Consider the following 13,214-nt stretch of genomic DNA (forward strand, 5'->3'; position numbering starts at 1 on the left):
GTATGCAACCGGTGACGCGGTTTGCATCACTGCTATGGCGAAAAGGGATGGATCACCTTCCGTTGTCTCGGCATAGTGCCGCCGGAAACGAATACGAGAGGGTCGCCGATGAGCGCCAATCCGGTTTTGTGGAGTCTCGACGAACGTGGCGTCGCTACCGTCACGCTGAACCGCCCCGAGGTGAACAACGCCTATGACGCGGGCCTGATCGGCGGCGTGCTCGCGGCGATGGACGACCTCGGCAAGAAGCAAAACCTTCGCCTCGTCGTGCTGAAGGGGAACGGCAAGCATTTCCAGGCTGGCGCCGACCTGAAATGGATCAACGGCGTCCGGCCGAAATCCGCCGAAGAGAACGAAGCGGTGTCGCGCGCGACGTTCGAGGCCGTGCAGCGGCTGAATACGCTGCCGATCCCGACGGTGGCGCTGGTGCAGGGCGGCTGCTTCGGCGGCGGCACCGGCGTGATCTCGGCCTGCGATGTCGTGATCGCCGCCGACAATGCGCTGTTCTCGATCACCGAAGTCCGCTGGGGCCTGACGGCTGCGATCATCATCCCGCAACTCTGCGACGCCATCGGCGTCCGCCAGGTCCGCCGCTATGCACTGACCGGGGAACGTTTCGGCGCGGAGGAGGCGCGGCGTATCGGGCTGGTGCACGAGGTGGTGCCGCTGGCCGAGCTGGAATCGGCCGGCGACAAGGCGGTCGAGCAACTGCTTGCCAACGGCCCCGAGGCGCTGACGGAAACCAAGCGGCTGGCGATGGAGAACTCGTTCGGCGGCATGAGCGTCGACGACGAAGCTTACACGCGGCTGGTGAAAATGCACTCGGCACGGCGGCAGACGGCGGAGGCATCCGAGGGGCTGGCGTCATTTGCGGAGAAGCGGGCGGCGAATTGGGGAGCGGGATAAGTGTCTACCAAACGCATCGCCATTGCCGGACTGGGCGAGATCGGCCGAACCGTGGCACGCAAGCTGGCGCAGGGGCTGCCGGGCCTAACTCTTGCGGCGATTGCGACGAGGGATCGTGCGAAAGCGAAAGCATGGCTCGATCGTGAGGGTATTTCCTGTCCGCTGGTTTCGCTCGATGAGCTGCCTGGCCATGCCGACCTCGTCGTCGAATGTGCGCCCGCCGCGATCCTCGATCAGATCTGCCGGCCGATGCTCACCGCCGGCAAGCAGGTGATGGTACTGAGCGCCAGCGCGCTGTTGCCGCGTCCCGATCTCGTCGATCTGGCGCGGGCGCATGGTGGTCAGATCATTGTGCCGACCGGCGCGCTGATCGGTTTCGATGCGGTTTCGGCGGCCGCCGAAGGCACCATCCATTCGGTGCAGATGATGACGCGCAAGCCGCCCGGAGGCCTCGCCGGCGCGCCTTATCTCGTCGAGAATGGAATCTCCATGGATGGACTGGCATCGGCGCTATGTGTGTTCAAGGGCTCGGCGCGCGATGCGGCTGCCGCCTTTCCCGCCAATGTCAACGTGGTGGCGGCGTTGTCGCTGGCCGGGATCGGGCCCGATCGCACGACGATCGAAATCTGGGCCGATCCGGCGGTGACGCGGAACTGCCATCAGATCAGGGTCGAATCCGATTCGGCTTCGTTCACGATGTCGATCGAAAACATCCCCTCGGAAAATCCGAAGACGGGCCGCATCACCGCGCTCTCGGTGATCGCGGCGTTGCGCAAGCTCACCTCGGCGCTGCAGGTCGGAACTTGAGCCGTCCCGCGCGCCGCGCTAGCTAAATGCTGTAAGGGAGGGGTCAGCCTCCAGCTATCGATCTGGGAAGTTGCGCGTGCCTGCCAAAACCATCACTGAACCCGCCCGCAAGATCCCGCTCTATGGCGAGTACGAGGTCGCCGTCCTCGGTGGTGGGCCCGCCGGCATCGCGGCCGCCGTGGCTGCGGCGCGCGCGGGCCGCCGCACGCTCCTGATCGAGCGCTATGGGTTTCTCGGCGGCATGGGCACGGCCGCCGGCGTGACCAATTTCTGCGGGCTGCATGCCAATGTTCATGGCGAGATGCGTCGGGTGGTGCAGGGGATTGCGTCCGAGTTGCTGGCGCGGATCGACAGGCTCGATGGGCTCAACGCGCCGCATCTGATCCTCGGCAAGATTCTCGCGCAAGCCTATGACACCGCGGCCTACAAGATCGCGGCCGACGATCTATTGGCGGCGCACAAGGTCGATGTCCTCTTTCACGCACTTGGCGCCGGCATCGTGATGGAAGACGAGAAGCGCATCCATGCGCTGATGGTCGAGACCAAAGCGGGCCGCCAGGCGGTGCGCGCCGGCATCTTCATCGACTGCTCCGGCGACGGCGACCTCGCGGCCTGGGCGGGCGCACCGTTCGAAGTCGGCGACAATGCCGGCAGCATGCTCTATCCCTCGATGATGCTCCGTCTCAACGGCATCGATCCCGCAAAGGCTGGCGAGGCGTGGCGGACGATTCCGGCGCTGATGGAAAAGGCCGAAGCCGCGGGCACGCATCGCTTTCCGCGCAAGTCCGCGATCGTGCGGCCGCAGCGCTCCGGCATCGAGTGGCGGGTCAACTTTACCCAGCTCGCGCGCGAGGACGGCACGGCGATCAGCGGCATCGATCCTGATCAGATGACGCGCGGCGAGATCGAGGGACGGCGGCAGGCGGTGCAGGCGTTCGAATTCCTGCGCACCGTGCCCGGCTTCGAAAAATCCTACATCGTCGACCTGCCGCCGCAGCTCGGCATCCGCGAGACGCGTCGTGTGGTCGGCGGCTATATGCTGTCGGGTGAGGATGTGCTCGGCTGCGCGTTGTTTGACGATTCCATCGGCGTCAATGGCTGGCCGATGGAGCAGCACGTCGCCGGCGACGTCGTGTTCAAGTTCCCGCCGATCCCGGAATCGCGCGGCTTTAACGAATTGCCTTATCGCATGCTGGTGCCCGAGAGCGTAGACAATCTCCTGATGGCCGGACGCTGTGCCTCGATGACCCATGAGGGCCAGTCGGCGGCGCGGGTATCCGGCGCCTGCTTTGCGATGGGGGAGGCGGCGGGGCTTGCAGCAGCGTTGGCACTGTCGGGCAACACGATTCCGCGCGACATTGCCGTTGAAAAGTTGCAACAGATGCTAAAACAACAGGGCGCGTTCATCGGGCGGGATCAACCCGTGCCCGAAGGATTGTAAAGCCGTGCACTCCGGAGGATGAATGTGTTTATGTCGTCCCCGCGAACGTGGGGACCCATACGCCGCGGCCTTGCTTTGGGCACTTGGGTAGACGGCTTTTGCCATTACCAAGCCCTGTGGTTATGGGTCCCTGCGTTCGCAGGGACGACGCACGTGGATAGCGTGAGAAAAGCAGGATACGGAGGAAATGGATGAAGAAGTTTGCGCGGCTTGCGTTGGCGGGCTTGCTGGTGATGGTGGCGAGCGGGACAGCGCGGGCCGATGATGCGCTGAAGGCGAAAATCGGCGTGCTGCGGCTGTCGTCATCGGCGCCGGTGTTCATCGCGCAGGACAAGGGCTATTTCCGCGAGGCCGGGCTCGACATCGAGCTGAAATTCTTCGATGCGGCGCAGCCGATCGCGGTGGCGACCACCTCGGGCGACGTCGATTTTGGTATCACGGCTTTCACCGCCGGGCTCTATAATCTCGCCGGCAAGGGCACGCTGAAGGTGATCGGCGGCATGAGCCGCGAGAAGGCCGGCTATCCCCTGATCGGCTATTTCGCCAGCAACAACGCCTATGCGGCGGGGTTGAAGACGCCGAAGGATCTCGCCGGCAAGCGGATCGCGGTGACGCAGGTCGGTTCCAGCTTTCACTATTCGCTGGGACTGCTCGCCGACAAATACGGTTTCAAGCTCGCGGACACAAAGGTGATGCCGCTGCAGTCGCTGTCGAATGCCGCCGCGGCACTGAAGGGTGAAACCGTCGATGCGGCCTTGCTGCCGATCTCGACGGCGCGGGCCCTGGTGGATTCCGGTGGCGCCAAATTCCTCGGCTGGGTCGGGGATGAGACGCCGTGGCAACTCGGCGCGGTGTTCGCTTCGCCGAAGACGCTTGCCAACAAGGCGCTGGTGACGAAGCTGCTGGGCGCGCTGGCGCGTGCCGACCGCGAATATCACGATGTGATCCTGGCTTCCGTGAAGGACGGCAAGGCCGAGATCAACGACAAGACGAAGCCGCTGCTCGAGATTATTGCGAAATACACCAATCTGCCGGTCGCGCAGGTGGTCGGCAATTGCGCTTATATCGACCCGGACGGCAAGCTCGACGTCAAGAATGTCGATAATCAGATCGCGTGGCTGCAGGCGCAAGGCTTTGTCGACAAAGGGTTTGGTGCGGATGCGATCATCGCGAAGGAATATGTGAAGGCGGATTGAAGAGAGTTGCGCCAGTGCCGTCATTGCGAGCGAAGTAACGAAGCAATCCATGCCTCAGTACGGGGATAGATGGATTGCTTCGTTGCTTCGCTCCTCGCAATGACGGGTCTGGCATCGAACTAGGAACCACATGGACCTGATCGCCGATCATATCAGTCACCGCTTCGGCGGCCTCGACGTGCTCGATGACGTATCCTTCACCGTCGCCTCCGGCGAGGTGGTGGCGATCGTCGGGCCCTCCGGCTGCGGCAAGAGCACGCTGCTGTCGATCCTGGGCGGGCTGTTGCGGCCGAGTGAAGGTCAGGCAGAGCTGCGTGGCGCGCCGCCGGCCGATAGCCTCAATCCGCTGACCTTCGTGTTCCAGGATTTTGCGCTGCTGCCGTGGTGCACGGTGGAAGCGAACGTCGAATTCCCGTTGATCAACACCGCGCTCAATGCCGCCGCGCGCCGCGCCGTCGTCGATGACGCGTTGCGACGCACCGGCCTGTCGGATTTTCGTGGCGCCTATCCAAAGCAATTGTCCGGCGGCATGCGCCAGCGCGTCGGCATCGCGCGTGCGCTTGCGGTGCGGCCGGCGATTCTTCTGATGGACGAGCCGCTGTCGGCGCTGGACTCGCAGACCCGCGAATTGCTGATGGAGGATTTTGTCCGCCTGCTCGCCGACGGCGCGATGGGTGCGGTCTACGTCACGCATAATCTGGAAGAGGCGGTGCGACTTGCCGACCGCGTGGTGGTGCTGTCGCGCCGGCCCGGCCGCGTCCGCGAGGTCGTGACCATCCCCATGACGCGTGCTGAACGCGGCGGCGTCGAGGCCCGCGGCAAATTGCTGACGTTGCAGAACCAGTTGTGGTCGCTGATCCGCGAGGAGGCGATCGACGCCGAGCGCGAGGTGCAACATGCTTGAGCGCGCGCCGCAGGATACCCAACAGGACGGGAGCGTTTCGCGGCCGGTCGCCTTCCGCGGCGCGGGTTTTATGCCGGGCGGTGGCCGCGCTTCCGGTTGGATCGCGCTGGTGCTGGTGATCGCGTTGTGGCAGTTCGCCGGCAGCGCCGGCTGGGTCAATCCGCTGTTCCTGCCGGCGCCGTCGGCGATTGCGGTCGCGATCTACAAGCTCGCCATCAGTGGCGCGCTCTGGCAGCATGTCTCGGCATCGGTCGTTCGCATCGGATCAGGCTGGCTGATCGGCACCGTGGCCGGCGTCATCGTCGGTTTTGCAATCGGCCTCTCGACGCTGGCGCGCGGTGTCGGCATTACCTTTATTTCCGCGCTGTTTCCGATTCCAAAGATCGCGCTGCTGCCGCTCCTGATCCTCTGGCTCGGAATCGGCGAGGAGCCGAAGATCGCGACCATCGCGTTAGGGGTGTTCTTCTCCACCGCGATCTCGGTCTATAGCGGCGTCGACGCGGTGCCGCGCAACCTGATCCGGATGGCGCAGAGTTTCAACGTGCCGTTCCACGCCATCGTCCGCCGCGTGATCTGGCCGGGCGCGCTGCCCTCGATCCTTGCGGGATTCCGTATCACGGCATCGGTGGCGCTGCTTTTGGTGGTGAGCGCGGAAATGATCGGCGCACAGTTCGGCATCGGCGCCTTCGTGCTGCAGGCCGGCAATCTCATGCAGACCGATCAGCTCCTCGCCGGCGTCGTGATCCTTTCGCTGTTCGGGCTGGCAGTGGGCAAGGCGATCAACGTGCTGGAAGCGCGGTTGCTGCACTGGCGGTGAGAGCTGTCGTCCCTGCGGAACGCAGGGACCCATACCGCGTGATCTCTCAATGTGACGACGTAGCAGACGCTTTTCGTAACAACGAAAACCGGTGGTTATGGGTCCCTGCGTTCGCAGGGACGGACAGCGCCCTCACGCATTGCCGCGGTCTTCGCGGAACAGGTCGAGCTTCTGCTGCACCGGGCGATCCGAAAAACTGAACAGCACCGAGTCGGTATCCGCCTCGTGCGTGACCCAGTGCCAACTCGGCACCACGAACAGGTCGCGCGCGCCCCATTCGAACGTCTGGTCGCCGATCCGGGTGCGGCCCTTGCCTTCGATCGCGGCGAACACGGTGGCGTCGGTCGAGCGGTAGCGCGCGGTCTTGAACCCCCTCGGCAATAGCTGGATGAAGGTACCGATCGTCGGCATCGCGAAATCGCCGGTCTCCGGATTGGAGAATTTCAGTTTCAGCCCGTGGCAGGCGTCCCATTCGTCGCGTGCCTTGGCCTGCTCCAGCGCCTCGCGGCTGTAATGATAGGGATAGTTGAAGATCGGCGAGGTCTTGGATTTGCGCTTCTCGTCGACGGGCAGCAGATTGTGGCCGTAGCGCGCAAAGCTGTCGCCGGCAGGTTTGGAGATCTTCTGCTGGTCCTCGTTTGCCCCTTCAGCAAACGAAGCATCGAAGAACTGCACCATCGGAATGTCGAGGCCGTCGAGCCAGAACATCGGCTCGGAGGTTTCGTTGGAATGATCGTGCCAGGTCATCGACGGCGTGATAATGAAATCGCCGGGCTCCATCGCGGTGCGCTCGCCGTCGACGGTGGTATGCGCGCCTTTGCCTTCGAGCACAAACCGCAGGGCCGACTGGCTGTGCCGGTGGGCCGGGGCGACGTCGCCCGGGACCACCATCTGCACGCCGGCAAACAGCGAGGTCGTGACTTTGGACTGGCCGCGCAGGCCCGGATTTTCCAGCACCAGCACCCGCCGCTCGGCTTCCTTGGCGGTGATCAGCTTGCCGGCCTCGGTCATGTAGTCGCGGATCGAATCGAACTTCCAGAGATGCGGCCGGCAGGCGCTGCGTGGCTCCGGCGTAACGAGATCGCCCAGCACGTTCCACAGCGCGGAGAGATTGTCGCCGTCGATCTTCTTGTAGAACGCCTCGCGTTCCGGCGTCTTCTGCACGGCTTCCATGGCAAGCCTCCCGTCATTCTTTATCGTAGATTGACAGTATACTTACAATATCGGTAGCGTCAATGTGGTAAACCCGAACAGGCCAGAAAAGAATCAGGGAGGTTCCGATGAAGCTGCATGGCTATTTCCGCAGCAGCGCCGCATATCGGGTCAGGATAGCGCTCAATCTGAAGGGGCTCACGGCAGAGCACCTGCCGCATCACCTTCGCAAGGGCGAACAGATTGCGCCGGACTATCTCGCGCTCAACCCGCAGGGGCTGGTGCCGACACTGGAGGGCAACGATGGTTCGGTGCTGACCCAGTCGCTGGCCATCATCGAATGGCTGGACGAGACCCATCCCAACCCGCCGCTCCTGCCAGGGGATCCGCTACGCCGTGCCAAAGTGCGTGCGTTTGCGCTGGCGATCGCCTGCGACATTCATCCGGTGCAGAATTTGAAGGTGCTGGCCCGGCTGCGCCAGCTCGGCCTGCCGGAAGAGAAGGTGACGGACTGGGCGGCCTGGGCCAACCGCGAAGGCCTTGCAGCCTGCGAGACCCTGATCAAGGGCGAGAAGGGGCCGTTCTGTTTTGGTGACGCGCAGACGATTGCTGATCTCTGCCTGGTGCCGCAACTTGCCAATGCGCGGCGCTTCGGCGTCGACGTATCAGGCTTTCCCCGCTTGCTCGAGGCGGAAGCCGCGGCAAAGCAAATGAAGGCGTTCGCTGATGCCGCGCCGGACAGGCAGCCCGATGCCGAGTAAACCTTCACCGATCACGATGGACGCGGTCTACACCGCGCCCGGCTATCTGTTCCGGCGGATGCAGCAGATCGCGGTCTCGATCTTCGTCGAGGAGTGCAGCGCGTTCGACCTGACGCCGGTGCAATATGCGGCGCTGGTCGCGATTCACACCCATCCGGGCATCGACGCGACGCGGCTGTCGGCGGTGATCGCGTTCGACCGCTCGACCCTCGGCAACGTCATCGAGCGGCTGGAGAGCAAGGCGTTGATCGAGCGCAAGCCCTCGCGCGAGGACAAGCGGGTCAAGCTGCTCTATCTCTCGAAATCGGGCGCGGCCGTGCTGCGCGACATCATGCCGTCGGTAGAGCGCGCGCAGGTCAGGATGCTGCAGCCGCTGAAACCGGCGGACCGCAAGACGCTGCTGGCATTGCTGACGCAACTCGTCGATCTCAACAACGAAGCCTCGCGCGTGCCGTTGCGTGCCGAAGATGCGCTGGAGCATCTGGGAAAGACGGGGTGAGGGGCACGTTAGGGATCGAGTGGCAGCGCCAAAAAGCTTCGCTGTCGTCCCGGCCTTGAGCTGGGACCCATAACCACAAACATTAGAATTAGGCAGGCTGGGGCTACACCGTAAGGCCACAACTGACACCCGTGATTATGGTCCCTGCTTTCCGCAGGGACGACCTCTTGCGGATGCGCTAGATCTTCATCAACGCCTGCCGGTCGATTTTGCCGGTGCCGGTCTTCGGCAGTTCCTCGATGAACCTGATCTCGCGCGGATACTTGTAAGGCAATAGCTTTGCCTTGACGTAATCCTGCAGCGTCTTCGTTGCATCGCTGGCATCGAACTCGCCCTTGTTCATCACCACCACCGCCTTCAGCGTCATGCGCCGGTCAGGCAGTTCAGCCGCGAACACGGCGCATTCCCTGATGTCGGGATGCTCGGCAAGGCAGAGCTCGACCTCGAGCGGGTAGACCCATTGGCCGGAAATCTTGACCAGGTCGTCGGCGCGACCTCGGAAGAAATGAAAACCGTCGGCATCGCGCATGAACCGGTCGCCGGTGTAGATCCAGCCGCCCTCGCGAATGGTCTCGGCGGACTTGTCCGGCCGGTTCCAGTACAGCGGCGTATTGGAATCGCCGCGGACCCACAAAATGCCCTCTTCGTTATCGCCGACTTCGCGGCCTTCCTTGTCCCTGAGCAGGATTTCGTAGCCGGGCACGCGCAGGCCTGCGGCGCCAAGCTTTTTCCGGTCAGGCCGGTTGGAGAGATAGATGTGCAGGACTTCCGTTGAGCCGAGCCCTTCGATGATTTCGAGGCCGGTCAGCGTCTTCCAGCCGTTGAACACTTCCGCCGACAGCACTTCGGCGGCCGACAGCGCCATCCGCAGCGATGAGAAATCGGTAGCGGCTGCGCCCTCGGCCTTGGTCAGCGAGGTATAGAGCGTCGGCAATCCGTAGAACACGGTCGGACGGTATTCTTCGATCGCTGCGAAGATCGCGGCCGGCTTTGGCTGGCCGGGCAGCAATAGCGTCGCCGCGCCGACCGAGAACGGGAAGGTGATGGCGTTGCCGAAGCCGTAGGCGAAGAAAATCTTCGGCACCGAGAAGCAGATGTCGTCGGGCCCGAGCTTGAGCACGTGGCGCGCGAAGGCGTGCTCGCTATAGGCCATGTCGTGCTGCAGATGCACGATGCCTTTGGGGCGGCCGGTCGAGCCGGATGAGTACATCCAGAACGCCATCTCGTCGCGATGGGTGTCGGTTTCCGTCAGATCGGTGGCGAAGCCTTGCAGCCATTTTTCCGCGTCGACCGTGTTCGGCACGGCGTGTTCGCCCGCAACGCCATTGACCACAATGAGGGTTTGCAACGGCGTGTCCTTGCAGGCCTCGGCGTTGAACCGCGAGGTAAACTCGGCCTCCGCGACCGCTACCGATGCGCCGGCGTCCGAGAGATAGAACTGCAGCAGCTCCGGCGGCGTCAGCGTGTTGATCAACAGCGGCACGAAGCCTGAGCGCACCGCGCCGAAAAATGCCGCTGGATAGGCCGGTGTGTCATCGAGGAACATCAGGATGCGGTCGCCGCGCTTCAAGCCCAGCGACTGAAAGCCGTGGCCCCATTGCGCGGCCTCGGCGCAGAGCTCGGCATAGGTGCGTGTGCCGCCGGGCCCGGTCAGCGCCAGCCGGTCGCCGCGACCGGCCGCGAGATTATCGAACAGGATGCGGCTCGCGTTATAGCGATCCGGGATCGCAAAGCCGATCTCGCGCGCGCCGGGATTGTCGCGGGGGACCAAATCTGAAATCGTTGTCATGCTTGGCTCCCGATCTTCTTCGCCGTTTCGTAGCGCGCCATGAACTGCGGCGACATCGAGCGCAGCCGCGCATCGGCGATCCGCCCGGAGCGGGTGATGTAGCTGTAGGCAAAATCCATCAGGTCGAGCTTCATGTGTTCGGGGAAGTGTTCGTACCAGTCGGCGCTGGTGCGCGCGGCCGTCACCAGCTTCTGCACGATCGGCTTGCGTTCGGCCTGGTAGCGGGCGAGGCCTGCGGAAATCGCCGTCTCCGCCTCCAGCGCTTTGGTCAACGCGATTGCATCTTCGATCGCGAGCCGGGTGCCCGAGCCGATCGAGAAATGCGCGGTATGAAGAGCGTCGCCGATCAGCACCATGTTCTGGTGCGACCAGTTCTCGTTCCAGATCCAGGGGAAATTGCGCCACACCGATTTGTTCGACACCAGCGGATGGCCGTCGAGGGTGTCGGCAAAAATCTCCTCGCAGATCGCCTGCGACTCTTCGATGGTCTTGTGCTCGAAGCCATAGGCCTGCCAGGTCGCCGCGTCGCATTCGACGAGGAACGTGCTCATGGCGGGTGAATAGCGGTAGTGATGCGCGTTGAAGAAACCCAGGTCGGTCTTCACGAAGGTCTGCGACAGCGTGGCAAAACGTTTGCTGGTGCCGTACCACGCGAATTTGTTGGTCGAGTGCGAAACCGAGGCGCCGAATTCCTTCTCGAAGCCGCGGCGCACCAGCGAGTTCAGCCCGTCGGCGGCGACGATCAGGTCGTATCCGCCGAGTTCGTCGATCGACTGGATCGTGGTACCGTATCGCGCCGCCACGCCGGCCGCTCGGACGCGCTGCTGCAGGATGGTGAGTAGTTCGAGCCGGCCGATCGAGGAGAAGCCGACGCCGTCGAGCTCAACGCTCTCACCACGCAAATTGAGCGTGATGTTCTTCCAGCTCTCCATCCGCGGCGTGATGGCGTCCACCGTTTCAGGATCGTCGGCGCGCAAAAATTCCAGCGCCTGTTCCGAGAACACCACGCCAAACCCCCAGGTCGCGCCTTCGGGGTTCTGTTCGAACAGATCGATATGCGCGTCCGGATGACGCCGCTTCCAGAGATAGGCGAAATAGAGGCCGCCGGGGCCTCCGCCGATGACGGCGATGCGCACGTCTTTTCCTCCCAATTGACAGTATACTTACTAATTGAGCGGAGACTAATCCTTGCCGGAAGTTTGCGCTAGGGAAAAATGGTGAGGTAGCCCGGCCTGGGCCCCGGCCCCGATCGCGTCAGGACCGGCGCCCTTGGCCGGTTCGGCCCGCCGGTTCTGTCCGCGAACGATTGTCCGCTCTGCGGCAGTTCCGGCTTGACCAGGCCTTCGATGTGCTCAGGTGCAGCGGCGAACCTTGGCACCGTTCACCACACGGTTCTGCAAACCACGGCCGGCTTGCGCACGACAACCGCGCCGCGCGCTCCGGCGCAGCCGGCGCGATAGACGCCCTTGGCGCATACCGCGGCGTTGGCTTCGGTTGACTTAAAGGTCGTGGTGGCGCCGAAGGCCAAAAGGGCGGACGCAATGATCAGGAAGTAACGCATGTTGGTCTCCCGGACTGGTTGATGCTCTCGTCCTGAAAGTCTCTTTTGAAAGTTTTCTTCGCAAGGTTCTGCGGATGCTTCCGCGTCGGCTTTGTGTGCCGATCTCGTTTCGGTTGCCGGCCCGATCGTCGAGACGAGTGTCCGCGGGTCGGGCTGGCCGGCCTTCTTGCTTCCCGATCGCGGACCCGCTGTAGTGAAGCTCCTCATCGCCGCAAGGAAAACCCAAGGAGAACTCATGGCGCAGGTCAGAGCCAAATGGCTGGCGTACTATTCCGAACATGTCGAGCCGGTCTCCAAGGAACTATTTTCTCACGTCGAGAAGATGATCATCGGAACGTTGATCGTATCCGCCGGCGCCCATGTCTCGAGCAACGAGCCGGCGGTCGTCCTGTTCGGCTATCTGCGGCATGGTCTCGTCGGCCGCGGCGTCATGTTGTTCGGTGTTATTCTCCTGCTGCTGAACTTCCTCGATGGCCTTTACAAGCTCGCCAAGCTCAATTGGCACGTCGCTTACCAAATCCTGATGACGATCCTCTATGTCGCGCTGTCGGTCCGGCTGATTCAGCTTATCCTCGCCTTTCGCGGCGGTGAGTGACCGGCGATCTCCGATATGGAAGACCGCCGCAGATGCGCGACTATCGTGCCGCGAACTGGGACAGCACGTCCTTGCAGGCCGGCGAAAGCTGCGCGGCATTGGTCGCAAGGCACTGCACGATCCTGCCGCCGCCGGCGGGCACGCCGCCGCAAATCGTGCGGACGTCGGCGCCGCAGGCCGAGCGCAGCACGAACAGTTCTTCACGGGGCCGCATCGGCCGCAGCACGATCGCGGCCGGAGCCGCTGCCGGCGCTGCGGCCGCAGCAGTTCCTGCCGCCGGAGCTGCACCTGTTGCGGGCGCTGCCGCTGCTGCCCCACCGCCGCTGGCAGCGGCGATGGCCTTCTCGCAACCGGCAGAGAGTTTCCCCTTGTTCTTTTCCAGGCATTGCAGCGCCGCCTCGCCGCCCGGCGGCACGCTGGAGCAATGCGCGATGTAATCGGAGCCGCACTGCGATTTGATCGCGTCGCGTTGCGCCTGGCTCGGCGCTTGCGCAAACGCCGGTGCTGCAAGTGTGAATATCGCGGCCGCGAGCAACGGCCCATACGCTCTCGCGTGCATCAACGCGTTGATCATTTGAATAAATCCTTTTGTTGTCGCCGGAAGTCGCCGCTTCAACCGAAATCTGAAAATCTTGAAAACGCCTGCAGAAAAATCGGGATGCATCATTTTCGCTTTCCAGTTCCGCTGCAAGCGGATTGTTGCTATTTTCATGGGATGGCGGAAAGCCGATTTCTGAATAAAGCCTTTTCCAGAACAGAACCTATTGGGGCACTAAAATGAAGGCT

At 63.2% G+C, this 13,214-nt stretch carries 13 protein-coding genes and 1 pseudogene; 9 read left to right on the forward strand and 5 right to left on the reverse strand.

The window, feature by feature from the left end; genetic code table 11:
- Positions 1-108 precede the first annotated feature (108 nt).
- The 6 genes from LMTR13_RS01990 to LMTR13_RS02015 all read left to right on the forward strand — a co-directional run bounded on the left by LMTR13_RS01990 (position 109) and on the right by LMTR13_RS02015 (position 6,071).
- Positions 109-906 carry an enoyl-CoA hydratase-related protein gene (locus tag LMTR13_RS01990; protein WP_065726461.1) on the forward strand — a complete coding sequence of 266 codons (798 nt, stop codon included), beginning with the start codon at positions 109-111 and terminating at the stop codon, positions 904-906.
- Complete coding sequence (locus LMTR13_RS01995) at positions 907-1,713, forward strand: aspartate dehydrogenase (protein ID WP_065726462.1); 807 nt, start codon at positions 907-909, stop codon at positions 1,711-1,713. It abuts the gene before it with no gap.
- Positions 1,714-1,789: 76 nt separating this feature from the next.
- Complete coding sequence (locus LMTR13_RS02000; protein ID WP_065726463.1) at positions 1,790-3,154, forward strand: FAD-dependent oxidoreductase; 1,365 nt, start codon at positions 1,790-1,792, stop codon at positions 3,152-3,154.
- 191 nt (positions 3,155-3,345) lie between these two features.
- Entirely contained in the window at positions 3,346-4,350 is a 1,005-nt protein-coding gene (locus LMTR13_RS02005; RefSeq protein ID WP_065726464.1) for an ABC transporter substrate-binding protein, read from the forward strand.
- A gap of 130 nt (positions 4,351-4,480) precedes the next feature.
- Positions 4,481-5,254 carry an ABC transporter ATP-binding protein gene (locus LMTR13_RS02010; RefSeq protein ID WP_065726465.1) on the forward strand — a complete coding sequence of 258 codons (774 nt, stop codon included), beginning with the start codon at positions 4,481-4,483 and terminating at the stop codon, positions 5,252-5,254.
- Positions 5,247-6,071, forward strand: coding sequence for an ABC transporter permease (locus LMTR13_RS02015; protein ID WP_065726466.1), 825 nt, complete (start codon positions 5,247-5,249; stop codon positions 6,069-6,071). Before LMTR13_RS02010 ends, LMTR13_RS02015 begins: the two co-directional genes overlap by 8 nt.
- Before the next feature lie 132 nt (positions 6,072-6,203).
- On the opposite strand, the gene gtdA is transcribed toward LMTR13_RS02015, so the two are convergent.
- A complete protein-coding gene (gtdA, locus tag LMTR13_RS02020; RefSeq protein WP_065726467.1) occupies positions 6,204-7,244 on the reverse strand; it encodes a gentisate 1,2-dioxygenase in 1,041 nt (346 codons plus the stop codon).
- Between the two features lie 107 nt (positions 7,245-7,351).
- Between gtdA and maiA the strand changes: the two genes are divergently transcribed.
- Both maiA and LMTR13_RS02030 read left to right on the forward strand, forming a co-directional pair.
- On the forward strand, positions 7,352-7,984 hold the full coding sequence (gene maiA, locus LMTR13_RS02025) for a maleylacetoacetate isomerase (protein ID WP_065726468.1): 633 nt from the start codon (positions 7,352-7,354) through the stop codon (positions 7,982-7,984).
- Positions 7,974-8,483: a MarR family winged helix-turn-helix transcriptional regulator gene (locus tag LMTR13_RS02030; RefSeq protein ID WP_065726469.1), complete on the forward strand. Its 510-nt coding sequence runs from the start codon at positions 7,974-7,976 to the stop codon at positions 8,481-8,483. Before maiA ends, LMTR13_RS02030 begins: the two co-directional genes overlap by 11 nt.
- A 178-nt stretch (positions 8,484-8,661) precedes the next feature.
- On the opposite strand, the gene LMTR13_RS02035 is transcribed toward LMTR13_RS02030, so the two are convergent.
- From LMTR13_RS02035 to LMTR13_RS02045, 3 genes and pseudogenes are all read right to left on the reverse strand, one after another.
- Positions 8,662-10,272 (reverse strand): benzoate-CoA ligase family protein, encoded by a 1,611-nt coding sequence (locus LMTR13_RS02035; protein ID WP_065726470.1) that lies wholly within the window; start codon positions 10,270-10,272, stop codon positions 8,662-8,664.
- Positions 10,269-11,408: an FAD-dependent monooxygenase gene (locus tag LMTR13_RS02040; RefSeq protein ID WP_065726471.1), complete on the reverse strand. Its 1,140-nt coding sequence runs from the start codon at positions 11,406-11,408 to the stop codon at positions 10,269-10,271. Before LMTR13_RS02040 ends, LMTR13_RS02035 begins: the two co-directional genes overlap by 4 nt.
- Before the next feature lie 216 nt (positions 11,409-11,624).
- Positions 11,625-11,833 (reverse strand): annotated as a pseudogene (locus tag LMTR13_RS02045) (hypothetical protein).
- 235 nt (positions 11,834-12,068) lie between these two features.
- Between LMTR13_RS02045 and LMTR13_RS02050 the strand changes: the two are divergent.
- Positions 12,069-12,428, forward strand: coding sequence for a hypothetical protein (locus tag LMTR13_RS02050; RefSeq protein WP_065732338.1), 360 nt, complete (start codon positions 12,069-12,071; stop codon positions 12,426-12,428).
- Between the two features lie 40 nt (positions 12,429-12,468).
- Here the strand turns inward: LMTR13_RS02050 and LMTR13_RS02055 are convergent, their stop codons facing one another.
- Positions 12,469-13,002 carry a hypothetical protein gene (locus tag LMTR13_RS02055; protein WP_065732339.1) on the reverse strand — a complete coding sequence of 178 codons (534 nt, stop codon included), beginning with the start codon at positions 13,000-13,002 and terminating at the stop codon, positions 12,469-12,471.
- Positions 13,003-13,214 lie beyond the last annotated feature (212 nt).

Source organism: Bradyrhizobium icense (genome assembly GCF_001693385.1).
Taxonomy (GTDB): domain Bacteria; phylum Pseudomonadota; class Alphaproteobacteria; order Rhizobiales; family Xanthobacteraceae; genus Bradyrhizobium; species Bradyrhizobium icense.

Coding starts and splice junctions, on each gene's coding strand:
- LMTR13_RS01990 (WP_065726461.1), top strand. CDS start 109: ATGAGCGCCAATCCGGTTTTGTGGAGTCTCGACGAACGTGGCGTCGCT.
- LMTR13_RS02005 (WP_065726464.1), top strand. CDS start 3,346: ATGAAGAAGTTTGCGCGGCTTGCGTTGGCGGGCTTGCTGGTGATGGTG.
- LMTR13_RS02010 (WP_065726465.1), top strand. CDS start 4,481: ATGGACCTGATCGCCGATCATATCAGTCACCGCTTCGGCGGCCTCGAC.
- LMTR13_RS02015 (WP_065726466.1), top strand. CDS start 5,247: ATGCTTGAGCGCGCGCCGCAGGATACCCAACAGGACGGGAGCGTTTCG.
- gtdA (WP_065726467.1), bottom strand. CDS start 7,244: ATGGAAGCCGTGCAGAAGACGCCGGAACGCGAGGCGTTCTACAAGAAG.
- maiA (WP_065726468.1), top strand. CDS start 7,352: ATGAAGCTGCATGGCTATTTCCGCAGCAGCGCCGCATATCGGGTCAGG.
- LMTR13_RS02030 (WP_065726469.1), top strand. CDS start 7,974: ATGCCGAGTAAACCTTCACCGATCACGATGGACGCGGTCTACACCGCG.
- LMTR13_RS02035 (WP_065726470.1), bottom strand. CDS start 10,272: ATGACAACGATTTCAGATTTGGTCCCCCGCGACAATCCCGGCGCGCGC.
- LMTR13_RS02050 (WP_065732338.1), top strand. CDS start 12,069: ATGGCGCAGGTCAGAGCCAAATGGCTGGCGTACTATTCCGAACATGTC.
- LMTR13_RS02055 (WP_065732339.1), bottom strand. CDS start 13,002: ATGATCAACGCGTTGATGCACGCGAGAGCGTATGGGCCGTTGCTCGCG.